Origin of the sequence: Bacillus sp. A260, assembly GCF_009861435.1 — a bacterium.
In the GTDB taxonomy this organism is placed as follows: domain Bacteria; phylum Bacillota; class Bacilli; order Bacillales; family Bacillaceae_G; genus Bacillus_A; species Bacillus_A cereus.
The window spans coordinates 1,631,253-1,647,373 of record NZ_CP046398.1 but is presented as its reverse complement, the minus strand read 5'-3'; the positions used below and the strand labels follow the sequence as shown (position 1 = coordinate 1,647,373).

Below are 16,121 nucleotides of genomic sequence, written 5' to 3'. Positions count from 1 at the left end.
CCTTTTCTTCATTTACCTTTTATTTATCTCGTAAGTTTCTTCCGGTTAAGGTAAGAAATACTGTTTCTAAGTTGGGAGCCTGCTCCTCTAATGAACGAATTTCAATATCATGATTGATACAGTGTTGAATGATTTTATTTAAATTATTTAATCCCGCATCAGAATTCACTTTAATTACGTTTTCTTCAATTTGAACTGCTTTCACACCGTTTATCTCTTTTAATTTTTCTACATCTAAATTCTCTACCGATTTCACTTCAATCCAAATATCTTTCGTGTCAGTAATAATTGCTTTTAACTGTTCTTTCGTACCTTCTGCAATTACTTTACCGTGATCTACTATCGCTATTTTCGTACAAATCTCTTCTACCTCTTCCATGTAGTGACTCGTATAAATAATTGTACTTCCCATTTCATTTAATTTACGTACTGACTGCAAAATGTAGTTTCTTGACTGTGGATCAATTCCAACTGTCGGCTCATCCATAATAATTAACTTCGGTCTATGAGCAATTGCACAAGCGATATTCAGTCTTCGCTTCATCCCACCAGAAAAGTTCTTCGGATAGCTTTTCTGTTTATCACTAAGTCCTACAAATTTAAGAGCTTCCTCTACCCTAGCTTTTAATTCGGCTCCTCGTAACCCGTACAATCCAGCAAAGAATTTCACATTTTCATAGGCAGTTAACTCTTCATAAATCGCAATATCTTGCGGAACAATACCGATATTCATTTTCGCAAATCGATTATGTTTCTTTATATTTTTTCCTAGTATGCTAATCTCACCTTCATTACTTCTTAACAAACCAGCAATCATATTTATCGTTGTACTCTTACCAGCACCATTTGATCCTAAAAAGCCAAATATTTCTCCTTCTTTAATAGATAAAGACATATTATCAACTGCGATGAAATCACCAAATTTTTTCGTTAAATTTTTAATTTCTAATGTATTCATCATTTTCACCCCTATTTCGGTTTCTCTGCTTTTAGTATAAACAAAAAGAATGAACCTGCTCAGTGCAGAAGTTCATTCTTTTCACATGAGAATATTCACTTTTTTCATATGAGATGGTTCATCCTCGTACCATTCTCTTTATATTGGCAACAACATCGTTACTGAAAAACCACTTGTCCCATCTACAATAATTTTTCCGTTTACAGACGCCGTTCGCTCCTCCATCCCCATAATACCGAGACCTTTTTTAACAAGAGCTACCCCTTTTCCGTTATCCTTCACTTGCACCTTAACCATCTTGTTAAGTACATGAATATCTATAGAAATAACTGTCGCATCAGCATATTTCATTGCATTTGTTAGTGCTTCTGTAACATTCTCACCGATAATTTTCCACTGAATAGGAGAAATCATATCTAAGTTCCCTTTGTATACAAAAGGAATATTAACATCATTCTTACCGGCAAATTCCTCTATGAATAATTTCATACGATGAATGCCAATTTGCTCAGTTGGAGGCTTCATATTTTTTAATGTAATGCGAATACTTTCAATTCCATCTTTTGAAATGTGAATTGCATTTTGTAATAACTCCGCAGATTTTTCTTTATCTATTTCCATTAACCTTTTTGCTGCTTCCATTTGAATAAGTGCACCCGTCATCGAGTGACCAATTTTATCATGAATTTCTTGCGATAACCGATTTCTCTCTTCTAGCTTAAATGTGTATTCAGATTGTCTTATGTACTCTTTATTTTCATGTAAGCTTTTCGTAAGTCGTTGCATATCTTTTCGCATCTTATCATTTTGCGATTCAAGCTTTACTACACGCGATATATATCGATCTGCTATAGTTAAAACGAGAAAAGAAAATGCAACAATTAATCCATAAGTCATTCGAATACTTTCATCTGCAATCGTAATTGGGAGCATCATAACAACAAAGCGTGGCCAATTCTTTTCTATGTAATGGAATGTAATTTCGTATAAGTTCAAAGGTAAAAACAAAATAAAAAATGGATGAACCCTCCATGTAAATAACATAATTATGCCAATTGACATACAGATTAATAATTTTTTATACGTATCTTTTTTAAATATAGAAATCATTACGTTTACAGAGAGGTAAATAAGTAAAGTAAATATAACCCAAGGTAAATTTACTACATTTGCGTAAATATAACTAAACACAATATATAAAAAGACAATTAATTTACTTACAGTTAGCCAAAATTCCATATCACTAATCTACTTTCCCTGTTAAGTAATAAATCGCAATTTGTGTGCGATGTTCAAGTCCAGTTTTCCCTAAAACTGACGTAATATAATTTGCAATTGTTCCTTCAGATATAAAAAGCTGTTTCGAAATTTCTTTATTCGAGAAACCTTTTGCAATTAATGCGATAATACTAAGCTCCCTTTCTGTGAAAAGGCTCTTATCAATTTTACATTCTTCCTCTTTACTTTCCATTAAATTAGACTTAATTTTATCGAGGACAACATCTTGCATAACAGTTTGACCGTTATATACTCCTTTTATCGCATCACGAATACGCTCCGGATCGTTATTTTTTAACAAATAACCTTTCGCTCCGTTTTTTACTGCATCCAAAATATATTCATCATCATCAAACGTCGTTAAAATAAGCGGTTTTGTTTTCGTCTCTTCACAAATGAACTTCGTCGCCTCTACCCCGTTCATATTTGGCATGCGAACATCTAAAAGAGCAATATCAACTTCATGCTTTTTACAATATGCTACAGCTTCTTCCCCATCATTTACAGTATCTACTACTTCGAACTCTTCGTATGTATTTAAAATAATTTTCATGCCCTCTCTAATAAAAGAGTTATCATCCGCTATTAATATTTTAATTTTCATGTTTGTTAGTATGGCCCTTCCCCTACTAACATTCACATCCTTTCTCCGTGTAACATTTCCTACTTGCTCATTATATACTTCTCTTTACCATTTTTTCACACCTTTTTTCATCTAGCTCTCCTGCAAAAAATATATTATTCTTTTTTTTACAATATGTGTAGGGTGACTTATCATTCTTTACGTCTATATAATAGAATGCGTCAAAAAGGAGGGAGAGACCCATTGAGGAAAAACAATTAATTGAAAAAGCACAGCAAGGAAGCGAGCATGCTTTTCGTATCCTTGTACAAACATATCGTCATTATATTTTTCAAGTTATCTTTTCTATTTTAAGACATGAAGAAGATGCGAAAGATGTTACACAAGAAGTATTCGTAAAAATTCACACCTCTCTCCCAAATTATCAATTTCGCGGATTAAAAACGTGGATGGCGCGTATTGCCACCAATCACGCTATTGATTATAAGAGGAAGAAAGCTAGAGAAAGTGAAGAACTCTCCTTATGTAAAGAAGCTGAGGAAAATATAAAGTCCTCTCATAATATTGAGGCTTTATTATTGACGAAAGAGCAGAAATTACTCATTGCTCAAAAACTGAGAGAACTTCCCGAAAATTACCGTGACGTCGTTCTCGCACATTACTTAGAAGAAAAAAGTTATCAAGAAATTGCTTTACAGGAAAACATCGAAGTAAAAACAGTCGAAATGAAACTGTATCGGGCACGAAAATGGATTAAAAAACATTGGAAGGAGGAAGAGTTTCTATGATGCATTATTCAAAAGAAGATTGGCGCAATTATACATTAGATTTTATAGAAAACAATAAACGTGAATCTATGGAAGAACATCTTTACGAATGTGATCATTGTTTAACACTTTATATGGAAAGTATTGATGAACAACATGAAAACCTTCCAATGATAAATGATGATTCATTTACGAACGAAGTTATGACGCAAATTAATTTTGAAACGCTACAACCTAATGAAAATATAAAAACAAACTCACTAAAACGCACAATTATTCACTACATAATTGCGACTGCAGCTACAATTATTTTTATGGTAAGTGGTTTATTCCAATATATTTTTACAGCGACATCAAATTTCGAGAAATCTTCAAAACATAACGAGTCTTCTATCTCACAACAAATTGTAAACAAATCGGTAGATACATCAAAAAAGGACGGAGGTTTAAAGCATGAATAAAAACCCCTTTTTAGCACTTGTATTAGGGCTAATTCCTGGGCTTGGACATTTATACTTAAAAAAGCTAGGACGGTTTATTTTATATAGCGGAGGATCTTTATTTCTATTCTCCTTTGCAGTATTTTGTACCATAGTAGTAAGAGAACGTGATATTGCTTTTCTTTCTCTATTTTTACTAGCTGTTCTATGGGTAATTAACTTACTAGATTTAGTTATCACCATTATAAAACAAACGAAAAAACAAGAAGCTGGAGAATTGATAAATTCCTCTAAAGAGAGCGAACGATTTTATATCATTCTCCTATCCATCATCCCTGGACTTGGCCATTTCCAATTAGGACTTATGCAACGCGGTCTTACGTTTTTAGTCGCTTGCGCTGGCTTAGGCAGCATGATTATATTTGTAACATTATTAACATCTCAAGGAAGTTTCCTTATCTTTCTTATTACGTTACCTGTTTTATGGATTTATAATTTCTTTGACGTTGTTCAGCAACTACAGAAAAAAGAACGCGACGAGCAATTAATTGACCGTACTATTTTCGAAGATTTTGAAGAACATCGAGAGCAAGGAAAGAAAAGTAAAACATTTGCTTCTATTTTAGCGATGTTCCCTGGAGCAGGTCATATGTATTTAGGTTTACAACGCCGTGGTCTTCAGCTTATGGCAGCCTTTTTACTATCTATTTATTTACTCGACTTATTAAGACTTTCTGCGTTTTTATTTTTAGTACCAATCATTTGGTTCTATAGCTTTTTTGATGCGTTACAGCAAACAGCAAAATACGGAAAAGAACGAGTACAAGACGAACCCATTATCGATTATTTTATAAATCATCAAAGATGGATCGGTATCGGATTAATTACACTCGGTGGTTATTATTTATTAAATCAAACAGTCCTTCCTATTTTGAATGATTATTTTGTAACTATATTTAATATTCATCTTAGTGAACTATATTATCGCTATTTCCAGACATCTATCGTTGCGCTCCTTTTAATTGGCGGCGGCTTTAAATTGTTACTTGGAAATAAAGAAAACAAAGGTGGGACAAGCGAATGAGGACTTGGCGTGTTGGAACATTCTCAATGGGGCTTTCTATTATATCGTTAGGGTGCTTTTTACTATTTTCAGTCGTAAAAGGAATTCAAGTATTAGATACACTAACTGCATGGTGGCCAGTTTTACTTATCATACTTGGAGCTGAAGTTTTACTATACCTTCTATTTTCTAAGAAGGAACAATCATTTATTAAATATGATATTTTTAGTATTTTCTTTATCGGTGTTTTAGGAAGCGTCGGAATTGCTTTTTACTGTTTATTATCAACTGGATTACTAGAAGAAGTTCGTCACTCTATTAACACAACGAGGCAAACGAGTAATATTCCAGACGGACAATTTGATATACCTGAATCTATCAAAAAAATCGTAGTAGATGCAGGCCATCAACCTCTAACGATAGAGGGAAATAATACAAATCAAATTCATCTTTTGGGAACTTATGAAATGACAACGAAAGCAAATGAAAAACTCAATTTAAAACGAGATGATTTCCTTTCAGTTCAAACGGCTGGAGAAACGATGTATATCACTTTAAAATCATTACCTGTTCAGCATACGTTATTTAATTCAGCACCACAGGTGAAACCAACGCTTGTTCTTCCGCAAAATAAAAATGTGGAAATCCGTGCTTCAAATAACGAACTATCTCTTTATCCAGGTCAATTACAAAATAATTGGTTTGTACAGGAAAGCTCAAGAGTGTCTGTCCATCTTGCAAAAGAAAGTGATGTATCTTTAACAGCAGTAACGAATCAAAAAGAAACACATGGAAGTACACCTTGGGAACAAGTAGAAGATTTAACGAAAAACGAAAATACTTCTTCAGAAGAACATCCAGAATTAAACACCCAAGAACATTGGTATAAAAATTCGATTAAAACTGGAAATGGGACGTACAAGTTAAATATTGAGAAAGCTTATAATTTGAATATGAGTGTTCTCGAAAAATAAAAAACCTTCCGCAATTGCGGAAGGTTTTTCTCATATAATCGCTTTAATTCCTTCTAACACTAATCCAATCATAAATCCGCAAACCGCCCCGTTTACTCGGATCCACTGTAAATCTTTACCGACGTTATTTTCAATCATTTCGATTAACGTCTTATCATCTAACTTATCAAGATTTTCTTGTACAAGCTTACCAATTTTCGAATGGTTCTTCTCAACAAGACTTACAACTTGTTTTTGTAACCAATCTTCTATTTTTTGAACTGTCTGTTCATCTTCTTTTATTTTATTCATTTGTTTTTGTAAAAATGGAATAACATATTTATCAGCAAATTCTTCATTATTTACAAAAGCAACTGCTCTTTGCTGTACTTGCTCTAGCATCTCTTTTATTTTGTCAGTAGCATTCCAATTGGCAATCCATTTTTCTTTCCAATTTTCTAATTCTTGTAGTAACGCTTCATTTTCTTTTACATTTGTAATTTCTTGACGAATTTTCGCTAATATAAGTTGTCTCGTGCTATTATCTGCATCTTGTAAGCTGTTAATATTGCTAATAATAAACTTCTGCAAAATGCCGCCAATTTTATCTTCATCTACAATATTCATAAACGATTTCAATGTAAACTGTAAGAATCCATCTACTTTTATATTTTCCATCGCCTTCATACCTAAACTACCGAGCTGGTAGCGTGCTTCATCTTGCGCTGTCCAATCTTTCACTTTTACTAAAATGTAATCAAGTGTCTTTTCATCATATTCTTGCACAACTAATTGATCAACAAGCACTTGTAAAATGTTACTTGTATTAATTGTATGCAAATATGTTTTTAATTCTTTTTCAATAATAACAGCTAACTTTTCTGTATCTATTGTAACAATTGCTTTCTCTGCAATCGTTACAATCCCCTTTTTCACAGCATCAGACTGCATTTCTCTCTCAGCAATTTGCAGTACCATTTGTGCTAACTGCATCTCTTTTACTTTATTCGTAATACTTTCTTTCGTCAGCCATTCATTTTCTAACGTATTGATGAGCCCTTTCGTTACTCGTTTACGATTTTTAGGTAACAAAGCTGTATGCGGAATTGGTATTCCCATCGGGTGACGGAATAATGCTGTAACTGCGAACCAATCTGCAAGCCCGCCAACTAACCCAGCTTCAAATCCCCCTTGTATAATCTCTCCAGCTATCGTTCCTTGAAAAGGGATAGAAGCCGCAAAGCCGACACCCATAACCCCAAGCGAAATACCCGCTATATATTTAGTCTGTAATGACATCGTATACACATCCTCTTATTATGTAAAATAAAGCTTTTTGTTGTATTTATTCAATATTAGTTATCCTTTATATATACTATAAAGAACTATTGTGAAAATAACAAAGATTTTTATGTACATGAAAAAATGAGGCTACAACTAGCCTCATTTTTCTTATATCGTTAATTCCAAACCTTTCCTATAATATTCATCCATTATATCGTTTGGAACCATACTTCCACCCGTTCCCCACACAATATGAGTACCTTTTTTCACCTTCTCTGTTAACTGTAGCTTTTGTAAATACTCATCTTCTTTACATACTTTCACTGGCCCTATCATACCTGCTAGTGCAGAAGGCTCTAAATAAATATTCTCCGTATCAGCTAGCTCTTTTAACAATCTATATAACTCTTCATCGCTTACTGTGTAATTCCCACTCAAAAATGGTTCCATCGTTTTACCGACAAATCCAGATGGCCTTCCTACCGCAAGTCCATCCGCATCTGTTACATTATCAATTCCGATATCTTGAACGGAAATTTTGTCATGAAGGCCTGTCATTAAGCCGAGTAACATACAAGGAGAATGTGTTGGCTCTGCAAAGTAACAATGAACATTATCTTTATACAATAACTTTAAACCGAATGCTACTCCGCCAGGTCCTCCTCCTACTCCGCACGGAAGATAAACAAATAAAGGATGATTTTCATCTACTACAACCTCTAACTCTTCTAATTGCTTTTGTAATCGTGATGCTGCTACTGCGTATCCTAAAAATAAATCATGCGAGTTTTCATCGTCTACAAAATAACAGCTAGGATCCGCATCCGCTTGTCTTCTTCCTTCTTCTACTGCTTTGCTATAATCATCTTCATATTCAATAACGTTTACACCTTTACTTCTTAATAAATCTTTCTTCCATTCTTTTGCGTCTGCTGACATATGAACAGTTACATTAAAACCTAGATTCGCACTCATAATCCCTATGCTAAGTCCTAAATTCCCTGTAGAACCTACTGCAATTGAATATTTCGAGAAAAACTCTCTACATGTATCACTATCTAAAACGGAATAATTATCTTCTTCTGTTACCATTCCGTGCTGCAATGCTAGTTGCTCAGCATGTTTCAACACTTCATAAATACCGCCCCTAGCTTTAATTGATCCTGATATTGGAAGATGACTATCACATTTTAATAATAATTCTCCTAAAATAGGTTGCTCATATTTTCTCTCTAAAGCTTCTTTCATAGAAGGTATTTTCACTAAAGGTGATTCGATTATGCCGTTCGCCCCTTTCGTTTCAGGAAAAACTTTCGCAATATATGGTGCAAAACGCTTTAATCTCTCTTCCGCATCTTTTACATTCTCTTCATTAAGTGGTGAATCTTTTATTGCTGTTTCATACTTTTCTATGTTTGGATTTATCCAAAATACTTCTTCTGTTGCAATAAGCTTATTCACTAATGGATATTCTGCTTGTAATGCCCCTATTTCTTTCATTTTGTTTCCTCCTTATATCCTTGTAGCTCACCATACAATAAATTATAATTAAATTAATTTTAATATAGTTTAACACAAATAATCCCATTAAGTTAATTTTAATTTAATTTATTTAAATATAATTTAATAATTATTAAGGAGATTTTCATTATGGAAAATATAGATATTGGTAAAAAAATTGAAAAACAAAGAAAAGAAAAAGGTTTAACTAGTAAAGAACTAGCAAAGATGGCCGATATTACACCATCAATGTTAAGTCAAATTGAGCGCGGGTCCGCTAACCCTTCTATCCAAACATTAAAAGTGCTTGCTAAAGCTCTTGATGTGCCAACATTTAGCTTTTTACTTGAAGATACAAATACAGACGATTTAATTGTACGTTCCCATAAACGAAAGAAAATGATTATTGATAATTTATCATATGAAATGCTTTCACCTGATTTCACTGGAAATTTAGCAACAGCAATTATGACCGTCCCGCCTAATACAGCTTCATCAGAAAATGTGCTAGAACATAAAGGAGAAGAATTAGCATTTGTCTTAGATGGGAAAATCACATTATATTTAAATGAGGAAGAATACGTATTAGAAACTGGCGACAGTGTAAAAATACCTGCTTATTTAAAGCATAAATGGGTGAATCATTTTGAAAAAAACGCGATAGTCTTATTTTCTGTTACTCCGCCGATTTTTTAATATATCAATAAAAACAGGATGATTCTTATAAAGTGAGGATTATCCTGTTTTTATTAAATAAGAAAGTGAAATTTTTGTTAAAAACTTAACAGTTGAACCCAATCCGAACAATCCTCCTAAAAACATATTTACAAGTAAAACTATCCCTCCCATTGATGCTAACGTATCATGAGTCAGATTCATCCCACCACTACCAGAGGCACTTGTAATATTCACATAAAAATAAGAAATATGTAAAAATCAATTAATTTTTCAGAATTTTGTTGAAAAATATGGTAAAATCACTCTTATACTTCTTCTATTTTGCTATTATAGAAATAATTAAATTAGGATACTTTTATCGAATGGGGGAATATATAATGAGTGTGTTATTAAAAGGGCATGAACAGATTGTCAACGAATTAAACATTTTATATCAAGTAATGGTAGCGGAGCAATTAATTGAAGCGAAACAATTAAAAGAAAAAATAGAGAAACAGATTAATAAAATTGAAGCTGATCAAACTCTATCGCTTTACTACTCCCTACTAAACTTTAAATATAAGGTCCTAACCGATTGGACAAACATTAAGTATGATACTTTTAGTCAAATTGTTCGTTTAGACAATCCCATAACTGAAGACTTTATTACTTATTATTATCACTTTTTTAAAGCTGAACATGCTACCATTATTGGAAATTATGATGAAGCAAAAAAAGAATACGAAAAAGCTGAATCCCTTTTAAAACATGTACCAGGCGAACTAGAAGAAGCTGAATATAAATATAAATTTGCTATATTTAATCACCATACAAACAAACCACTTACAGCAATCAATTATGCAAATCAAGCTAAAGAGATTTTCTCAAAATATCCACGTTATGAAATTAAAATAGCTCTATGCGAAAACATTTTAGGCTCATGTTCTGTTTATTTAAAACAATTCGAACAAGCCGAAGAGAACTATAATTCAGCAATCAATATTTTACAAAAGCTGAAAGACGATACACTAATCTTAAAAGTTCGAAATAACTTAGGTTGGCTCTACTCTTCTCAAAATCTATCAACCCTTGCTATTAGACATCTTACAATAGTTACAAACAAATTACCTAAACACCTAAAAGCCAATTTTCTACAAGCCAAAGAACATTTTAGTTTAAATGAAAAAGAACTTGCAAACGATTGGGTTCAAAAGGGCTTAGAAATTTGTAATGAATTAAATAATCAAGAATATAAACACCATTTCACTATCTTAAAAACACAACACACTGGTATTCTAGACGACTTAGAAAACGCAATCATTGCAGGCACTACATATTTTAACAGTAAAGAATTATACGATTATGTACAAGAATATTACGAATTATTAGCAGTAGAATTTCATAAAGTGAATAAAATAGAGAAATCTCAAAAATATTTTTTCAAAACTTACGAAGCAAAACAAAAATTATTAACTAAGGAGGCACTAAGATAATGAAAAAGATTAGTTTAGCTATTTTAACCTTTACATGCATACTTGCTTTTGGATTTAATAATTTTACTGAAAGTCAACAAGCAAAACAACTTCCAAAATGGGATACAGATAAACAAGAAACACATGCAGACCTATAGAAACCTAAAAACCCCTAATAAAGGGGTTTTTAGGTTTCTACAATATAATGATTTAGCATATGATGAAGAAATATGCTTATAAAAGATAGCCATACAGATACTCTCTGTACATGGCTATCTTTTATTTTTTCGGCACCAACAAAATCCCTAAACTAATAATACAAAAGCTCATTATTTGCTCTGCTGATAGACCAAACAGAACCGAATTTTGTTCACTAACAAGCGAAATAATAATATGAGCAAACCCCTCAATAATTAGAAAAATACTTATATTCTTTCCATTTCCGAGCCTTTCATTTTTCATCCATAACAAGCCCATTATACAAAGAGCAAGGCTGATCTCATATACGAAAATAGGGTGATATAAAAGTTTAGATTCATATATTTTCATTCCCCATGGTAGTGTCGTTTGTGCACCTACTTCATGATGGAATAGAAAATAAAAGATAATACTCACACACAGACCAAAAGGCAATGCATCAAGTAAAATACGAAGCGAAAATTGCTCCTTTTTACTTTTCCAAACAATGTATACACTCGCAATTACGCATCCTACTACAATATGTTGCATACTTCCAATAGCTAATATTGCTTGCACCGGCGCCCCAAAAGCCCATACAGGATTTAAAATTGCTGGTGCAAACTTCCATACAAATACGATGATAAGAAAAGCATTTGTTACGGCATCCATCATTTTTTTATATGATACATTTTGATACTTCATCTTTCGTTTCATCAACATAAAACCAAATAGACTTCCAATTATAAGAGATATGGGTTGTAACCTCACAATCCACTCCATCGTCACCAAATCTCCTTTTAATTCTCAATCAATTTCTTAAATTTCTTTTCTAATTGATCTGGTGGTAATACACCTCGTACATGATCTACTATAATTCCATCTTTATTAACAAAAAATGTCGTCGGTAAAGAGAATACTTTATAATCTAGTCCAGCTACTCCGTCCATATCTAGTAGAACCGGAAACTCAAATCCATAGCGATTAGCAAATGCGCTTGCTTCTTGTACTGGGTCACTAACAGTTGCATTCACCGCAAAAATTTCAACATCCTTTTTATATTTATCATACATATGAACTAAGTCAGGTGCCTCCATTTCACACGGCCCACACCATGATGCCCAAAAATTAATAATATATGGTTTTCCCTTGGCATCATTTAACGACTGCAACTTTCCGTCTAATCCTTTTAATGTGATGCCAGGTGCTTTAAAACCTACTTGTGGTAATACTTCTTTCTCTTGTAACTCTGCTTGCTTTGCTTTTCTTTCCTTTTCTTCTTTCTTTGAATTATAAAAGTTAACCCCTGCCCAAGCGAGAGCACCTACTAGTATAATAGCAATTAGTTTCTTCACTTTTCTTCCTCCTCATTTTTAAAAACCTGTAAATCCACCGAATAGACGAATAAAGAATGCTGTAATTTTCGTCATTTGATTTGTATACAATAAAATACCTGTTACAATCATCATTCCACCGCCAATTTTCATCATGACATTGGCATATGTAACAATCCATTTTACCTTCCCAATAAAGAATGCCATCACGAAAAATGGAACCGCAAACCCAAGAGTATACGCTGTAATATAAAGAAGCGCCCCTTCAGGATTCGTCGCGCCAAGCATGAGTACAGCTGAAAATATCGGTCCAACACATGGCGTCCAACCCGCTGCATATGTCATACCGACTAAAATCGAGCGAATATATCCAGTCGATTTACTTCTATATTGCACCTTTTTCTCTGCCATAAGCCACTTAGGCTGAAATAAGCCCGTCATAAATAGCCCCATTAAAACAATAAAAATCCCACCAATTTGTTGAATCAATTTTTGGTTAGATGAAAATGTTATTCCAATCCAGCTTACCGATAAACCTAACGCGTAAAATATAACCGAAAATCCGATCATAAAAAATACTGTATGTATAATCGCTGATTTTTGCATAATCCCACGATTTTCTTTTAAATCTTGGATAGACACACCTGTAATATAAGATAAATAAGATGGATATAGCGGTAAAGAGCACGGTGATATAAATGACAATACTCCCGCCCCAGCCACAAGCCAAATTGTTAAATCTGCTGCATTCATTTTATTCCCCCTAAAACACTACAACGAGTAGTGTTTGTTCTTAAAAAAAGAGGCTATATGCACTCTCCGACAATAAGTACAACCGACATACAGAATAAACCTACTGTTACATATACCGAATTCGTATGTAACGGAATAGTAAGCTTAACAACCTTTTCATTTAACACTTGCTCGATTCGTAAATTTATTGCTGTTTTTGCAAATGAAGCTGTAACACATCGATTTTCCATTGTCTTTATTTTAATTAATTTTAATAACGCGCTACCTAACTCAAATGAAGATTCCATTTTTCGCATCGCATATTTATCAGCAGCTAGCTCCTGATACGTATGATATCGCTGTAACAACCCTTTTAATATCGGTATGTACATCATTCCTTCTGCTAATAGCGTAAAACAAAATAATTTTAGCGGATCCCAATTCTTTTGATGATATTCTTCATGGAAAATAATCGCATCAATTTCTTCATCTGAAAATGTTTGAAGCAACCCTTCCGACATGACAACTTTCGGACGAAATAGCCCAATTGTAAATGCCGCAACTTCCGTAGTCGGCAATATATATATTTGTTTTCTTTTTCGGACGAAAGGGATAAGTACTTTTTGTAATTTTTTACTATAGAAAAATTGTCGCCAAATTCTTTTGCACACGATTAATACAGTAAGTAGTAATAATCCAGCGATTATAATACGAATCAGCGATAATTCTTTCATATGTTTTTCTAACTGGAACAAACAAAAATTTGAAAGAAGGAACATCTTATTTTGAAACAGAAATGGATATGTAACGTAATACACTAACATACTGAAAAAGAGGATACTAACAATTACTGCTAACAATACGATTTTACGCATTTGCCATTTCATTTCATTAATCCTCTCTTTTTAACTGACTCAATTTGTCTTCTAACTTTTTTATTAAAGTCGGATCAGCCTGCTCTAACTCATCTAACATATGATTTACAACTAAATCTCCAAATTCCCCCATCAATTCCTGTGTCATTTTCTTCGTTTGATTGGATAAGAATTCTTCTTTTGTTTGTACAGCACGATATATACCACTTCTTTTCACAGTCTGTTTTTCTAAGTGTAATTTCTCTACTAACCTGTTCATAACTGTCATAACAGTGTTAAAATTCACAGGTGATTCTTCACTTAATTTCTGCTGCACTTCTTTAATAGTAATACCATCGCTAGACCAAACAATCTCCATAATTTTCGCTTCAAGCGGTCCAAAGAAATGATTTAACCCGTGCTCATTTAACTTATAGTTTTGAGTAAACATTGTACAACTCCTTTCACACTACGAATTGTAGTATAAATTAAATGAAAGGTCAAACGTAAATGATATATATGAAAATTAACTACCCATAAATACATAGGCTATTCCATTCATTTTAAACCTAATTTTTCTCCAAATGTATCAAAAAGATACTGCTCTAATATTTGTACACTAAACTTCTCATTACGTCCAAGTGCAAATAATTCCCGATCTTTCGCTACGATAGTATCTAACGGAATAGCTACATTATCCACTATTTTTGTAATTTCAATTATATTACTTTTTACATTTACTTCTGTTTTAAATTCAACGTTTTCTAACACTATATGTGAACGTCTTCCTGATGCAAAAAAAGTAAAATTAGGATTTTTAACAACGCCAATTTCAGTCTCTAACGCATATAAATAGTGAAAAATTACATCTCTGTGTCCATCTTTTATTATTTTTTCATCCTTCTCATCGTCTAAGTATTCTTTCAGCTTCGTTGTAAATTCAAATCGAAAATCCACTTTTTTCACTCTCCTTCTTTGTATTTCATATTAAATAAATATATTGAAATAATTTTAACATATTGTAATACAACTTCCTATTAAAAGTAAAAACTGTTTTAAAAAATCGCTATTATTTCCGATACCCTTTTAAAATATAAGTATAAATTCAATATGAATCAATGCGTCATTATATCTATTTAAACATATTTTTTCCATATTTTGAAACATTAGTATGAAATATTATATATCAATGTATGGTTTCTAATGCATTGGTATATATAGTCAGTAGTTTCTTTACTATTCCGATATACTTAAGCTACATTTTCTAATTATTGATTACATTACGGAAGGAATGTAACTCTCTTCTATCGAATTTTTATATAACAAAAATAATTAGGTGGTGCTTTACTATGAAATTAGCTGTCATTGGTGGCGGTGATTTACAAGATTCAAATCACTTGCCTATTAATGAACGCCTTATAGAATTAACAAATAAACAGTACCCAAAAATATTGTTTATTCCAACGGCTAGTCATGATGATGAAAGCTATATAAAATTATTTTTAGACACTTTTGAAAAACAATTACATTGTGAAGTACAAATTTTACGTACTACAACAGATTCACCTTCAAAGTATGAAATAGACGAGATGATTCATTCAGCCGATTTAATTTATTTAGGTGGCGGGAACTATATTCACATGCTTACGCAATGGAAAGAACATAGACTCGATGAAAAATTATTATTGGCTCTGCAGCAAGGAACACTTATTGCTGGTTATAGCGCTGGTGCTATGTGTTGGTTCACGTCTAGTATCCGATCAGATTATGAAGGTTCTGGTTATATAGAGAGTAACGGATGGGGTATTGTTAATAAAAGATTTTGTCCACATTATAATCAATTAAACAGAATGAACGCCTTCCATTCCTTTTTACAAAATCATCAAGGGAATATAGAAGGAATTGCACTGGAGGATAATTGCGCTTTATATATTACAGAGGAATCCTTTGAGATTATCGGTGAACCGGAAAGAGCGTGGGAGTTTTATATGAGTGATAAAACACTCATTAGACAACATTTTGATATAACTTTAAAAAGCTATTTATAAACCTGAACTTACGAAAAAATG

General features: G+C 32.7%; 20 protein-coding genes. 8 read left to right on the top strand and 12 right to left on the bottom strand.

Translation table 11 applies throughout. The features are described 5' to 3' along the window. Positions 1 to 19 precede the first annotated feature (19 nt). From GD442_RS08515 to GD442_RS08505, 3 genes are all read right to left on the bottom strand, one after another. Positions 20 to 958, bottom strand: coding sequence for an ABC transporter ATP-binding protein (locus GD442_RS08515; protein ID WP_001093804.1), 939 nt, complete (start codon positions 956 to 958; stop codon positions 20 to 22). Between the two features lie 138 nt (positions 959 to 1,096). Beyond that, positions 1,097 to 2,197 (bottom strand): sensor histidine kinase, encoded by a 1,101-nt coding sequence (locus GD442_RS08510; RefSeq protein ID WP_000397690.1) that lies wholly within the window; start codon positions 2,195 to 2,197, stop codon positions 1,097 to 1,099. Between the two features lie 4 nt (positions 2,198 to 2,201). Then, entirely contained in the window at positions 2,202 to 2,840 is a 639-nt protein-coding gene (locus GD442_RS08505; protein ID WP_000694093.1) for a response regulator transcription factor, read from the bottom strand. 221 nt (positions 2,841 to 3,061) lie between these two features. On the opposite strand from GD442_RS08505, the gene GD442_RS08500 reads away from it, so the two are divergent. Genes GD442_RS08500 through exsE form a run of 4 tightly spaced genes read left to right on the top strand, consistent with a single transcriptional unit; the run spans position 3,062 to position 6,063 of the window. Continuing rightward, positions 3,062 to 3,607, top strand: a complete 546-nt coding sequence (locus tag GD442_RS08500) for an RNA polymerase sigma factor (protein ID WP_256737415.1) — start codon at positions 3,062 to 3,064, stop codon at positions 3,605 to 3,607. Further along, entirely contained in the window at positions 3,604 to 4,047 is a 444-nt protein-coding gene (locus tag GD442_RS08495; protein WP_000972341.1) for a hypothetical protein, read from the top strand. Before GD442_RS08500 ends, GD442_RS08495 begins: the two co-directional genes overlap by 4 nt. After that, complete coding sequence (locus tag GD442_RS08490; RefSeq protein ID WP_001039115.1) at positions 4,040 to 5,110, top strand: hypothetical protein; 1,071 nt, start codon at positions 4,040 to 4,042, stop codon at positions 5,108 to 5,110. Before GD442_RS08495 ends, GD442_RS08490 begins: the two co-directional genes overlap by 8 nt. Then, the gene (exsE, locus tag GD442_RS08485) at positions 5,107 to 6,063 is read left to right on the top strand and encodes an exosporium protein ExsE (protein ID WP_001261429.1); all 957 of its coding nucleotides are present in this window, start codon (positions 5,107 to 5,109) and stop codon (positions 6,061 to 6,063) included. Before GD442_RS08490 ends, exsE begins: the two co-directional genes overlap by 4 nt. Before the next feature lie 30 nt (positions 6,064 to 6,093). Here the strand turns inward: exsE and GD442_RS08480 are convergent, their stop codons facing one another. Together GD442_RS08480 and GD442_RS08475 are read right to left on the bottom strand one after the other, a co-directional pair. Further along, positions 6,094 to 7,341: a DUF445 domain-containing protein gene (locus GD442_RS08480; protein ID WP_000058302.1), complete on the bottom strand. Its 1,248-nt coding sequence runs from the start codon at positions 7,339 to 7,341 to the stop codon at positions 6,094 to 6,096. A 153-nt stretch (positions 7,342 to 7,494) separates the two neighbouring features. Then, positions 7,495 to 8,826 carry a D-serine ammonia-lyase gene (locus GD442_RS08475; protein ID WP_000658538.1) on the bottom strand — a complete coding sequence of 444 codons (1,332 nt, stop codon included), beginning with the start codon at positions 8,824 to 8,826 and terminating at the stop codon, positions 7,495 to 7,497. A gap of 150 nt (positions 8,827 to 8,976) precedes the next feature. On the opposite strand from GD442_RS08475, the gene GD442_RS08470 reads away from it, so the two are divergent. After that, the gene (locus GD442_RS08470; protein WP_000427637.1) at positions 8,977 to 9,522 is read left to right on the top strand and encodes a helix-turn-helix domain-containing protein; all 546 of its coding nucleotides are present in this window, start codon (positions 8,977 to 8,979) and stop codon (positions 9,520 to 9,522) included. A gap of 39 nt (positions 9,523 to 9,561) precedes the next feature. Here GD442_RS08470 and GD442_RS08465 read toward each other — a convergent pair whose 3' ends face one another. Then, positions 9,562 to 9,738, bottom strand: coding sequence for a hypothetical protein (locus tag GD442_RS08465; RefSeq protein ID WP_002040916.1), 177 nt, complete (start codon positions 9,736 to 9,738; stop codon positions 9,562 to 9,564). 143 nt (positions 9,739 to 9,881) lie between these two features. Here GD442_RS08465 and GD442_RS08460 point away from each other — a divergent pair, with 143 nt between their 5' ends. Both GD442_RS08460 and GD442_RS27690 read left to right on the top strand, forming a co-directional pair. Then, positions 9,882 to 10,976: a response regulator aspartate phosphatase gene (locus tag GD442_RS08460; protein WP_000114849.1), complete on the top strand. Its 1,095-nt coding sequence runs from the start codon at positions 9,882 to 9,884 to the stop codon at positions 10,974 to 10,976. Continuing rightward, entirely contained in the window at positions 10,976 to 11,113 is a 138-nt protein-coding gene (locus GD442_RS27690) for a hypothetical protein (protein WP_000724012.1), read from the top strand. Before GD442_RS08460 ends, GD442_RS27690 begins: the two co-directional genes overlap by 1 nt. A gap of 121 nt (positions 11,114 to 11,234) precedes the next feature. On the opposite strand, the gene GD442_RS08455 is transcribed toward GD442_RS27690, so the two are convergent. The 6 genes from GD442_RS08455 to GD442_RS08430 form a co-directional block, all read right to left on the bottom strand. Continuing rightward, positions 11,235 to 11,915 (bottom strand): prolipoprotein diacylglyceryl transferase family protein, encoded by a 681-nt coding sequence (locus tag GD442_RS08455; RefSeq protein WP_000454850.1) that lies wholly within the window; start codon positions 11,913 to 11,915, stop codon positions 11,235 to 11,237. A 17-nt stretch (positions 11,916 to 11,932) separates the two neighbouring features. Further along, positions 11,933 to 12,487, bottom strand: coding sequence for a TlpA family protein disulfide reductase (locus tag GD442_RS08450; RefSeq protein ID WP_000733173.1), 555 nt, complete (start codon positions 12,485 to 12,487; stop codon positions 11,933 to 11,935). 18 nt (positions 12,488 to 12,505) lie between these two features. Beyond that, positions 12,506 to 13,219 carry a cytochrome c-type biogenesis protein CcdA gene (gene ccdA, locus GD442_RS08445; protein ID WP_000990443.1) on the bottom strand — a complete coding sequence of 238 codons (714 nt, stop codon included), beginning with the start codon at positions 13,217 to 13,219 and terminating at the stop codon, positions 12,506 to 12,508. A 53-nt stretch (positions 13,220 to 13,272) separates the two neighbouring features. Continuing rightward, positions 13,273 to 14,085 (bottom strand): M56 family metallopeptidase, encoded by an 813-nt coding sequence (locus tag GD442_RS08440; RefSeq protein WP_000871940.1) that lies wholly within the window; start codon positions 14,083 to 14,085, stop codon positions 13,273 to 13,275. A gap of 4 nt (positions 14,086 to 14,089) precedes the next feature. Then, positions 14,090 to 14,503 carry a BlaI/MecI/CopY family transcriptional regulator gene (locus tag GD442_RS08435; protein WP_000495053.1) on the bottom strand — a complete coding sequence of 138 codons (414 nt, stop codon included), beginning with the start codon at positions 14,501 to 14,503 and terminating at the stop codon, positions 14,090 to 14,092. A 107-nt stretch (positions 14,504 to 14,610) separates the two neighbouring features. Beyond that, positions 14,611 to 15,009, bottom strand: a complete 399-nt coding sequence (locus GD442_RS08430; RefSeq protein ID WP_000347525.1) for a DUF3942 family protein — start codon at positions 15,007 to 15,009, stop codon at positions 14,611 to 14,613. A gap of 392 nt (positions 15,010 to 15,401) precedes the next feature. Here GD442_RS08430 and GD442_RS08425 point away from each other — a divergent pair, with 392 nt between their 5' ends. After that, the gene (locus GD442_RS08425; protein WP_000762118.1) at positions 15,402 to 16,100 is read left to right on the top strand and encodes a peptidase E; all 699 of its coding nucleotides are present in this window, start codon (positions 15,402 to 15,404) and stop codon (positions 16,098 to 16,100) included. Positions 16,101 to 16,121 lie beyond the last annotated feature (21 nt).

What these genes read in the sequence shown, in the direction of transcription:
- ccdA (WP_000990443.1), bottom strand. Translation starts at nt 13,219, where the DNA reads ATGAATGCAGCAGATTTAACAATTTGGCTTGTGGCTGGGGCGGGAGTA.
- exsE (WP_001261429.1), top strand. Translation starts at nt 5,107, where the DNA reads ATGAGGACTTGGCGTGTTGGAACATTCTCAATGGGGCTTTCTATTATA.
- GD442_RS08515 (WP_001093804.1), bottom strand. Translation starts at nt 958, where the DNA reads ATGAATACATTAGAAATTAAAAATTTAACGAAAAAATTTGGTGATTTC.
- GD442_RS08460 (WP_000114849.1), top strand. Translation starts at nt 9,882, where the DNA reads ATGAGTGTGTTATTAAAAGGGCATGAACAGATTGTCAACGAATTAAAC.
- GD442_RS08470 (WP_000427637.1), top strand. Translation starts at nt 8,977, where the DNA reads ATGGAAAATATAGATATTGGTAAAAAAATTGAAAAACAAAGAAAAGAA.
- GD442_RS08475 (WP_000658538.1), bottom strand. Translation starts at nt 8,826, where the DNA reads ATGAAAGAAATAGGGGCATTACAAGCAGAATATCCATTAGTGAATAAG.
- GD442_RS08510 (WP_000397690.1), bottom strand. Translation starts at nt 2,197, where the DNA reads ATGGAATTTTGGCTAACTGTAAGTAAATTAATTGTCTTTTTATATATT.
- GD442_RS27690 (WP_000724012.1), top strand. Translation starts at nt 10,976, where the DNA reads ATGAAAAAGATTAGTTTAGCTATTTTAACCTTTACATGCATACTTGCT.
- GD442_RS08440 (WP_000871940.1), bottom strand. Translation starts at nt 14,085, where the DNA reads ATGAAATGGCAAATGCGTAAAATCGTATTGTTAGCAGTAATTGTTAGT.
- GD442_RS08495 (WP_000972341.1), top strand. Translation starts at nt 3,604, where the DNA reads ATGATGCATTATTCAAAAGAAGATTGGCGCAATTATACATTAGATTTT.
- GD442_RS08425 (WP_000762118.1), top strand. Translation starts at nt 15,402, where the DNA reads ATGAAATTAGCTGTCATTGGTGGCGGTGATTTACAAGATTCAAATCAC.
- GD442_RS08480 (WP_000058302.1), bottom strand. Translation starts at nt 7,341, where the DNA reads ATGTCATTACAGACTAAATATATAGCGGGTATTTCGCTTGGGGTTATG.
- GD442_RS08435 (WP_000495053.1), bottom strand. Translation starts at nt 14,503, where the DNA reads ATGTTTACTCAAAACTATAAGTTAAATGAGCACGGGTTAAATCATTTC.
- GD442_RS08505 (WP_000694093.1), bottom strand. Translation starts at nt 2,840, where the DNA reads ATGAAAATTAAAATATTAATAGCGGATGATAACTCTTTTATTAGAGAG.
- GD442_RS08455 (WP_000454850.1), bottom strand. Translation starts at nt 11,915, where the DNA reads ATGGAGTGGATTGTGAGGTTACAACCCATATCTCTTATAATTGGAAGT.
- GD442_RS08490 (WP_001039115.1), top strand. Translation starts at nt 4,040, where the DNA reads ATGAATAAAAACCCCTTTTTAGCACTTGTATTAGGGCTAATTCCTGGG.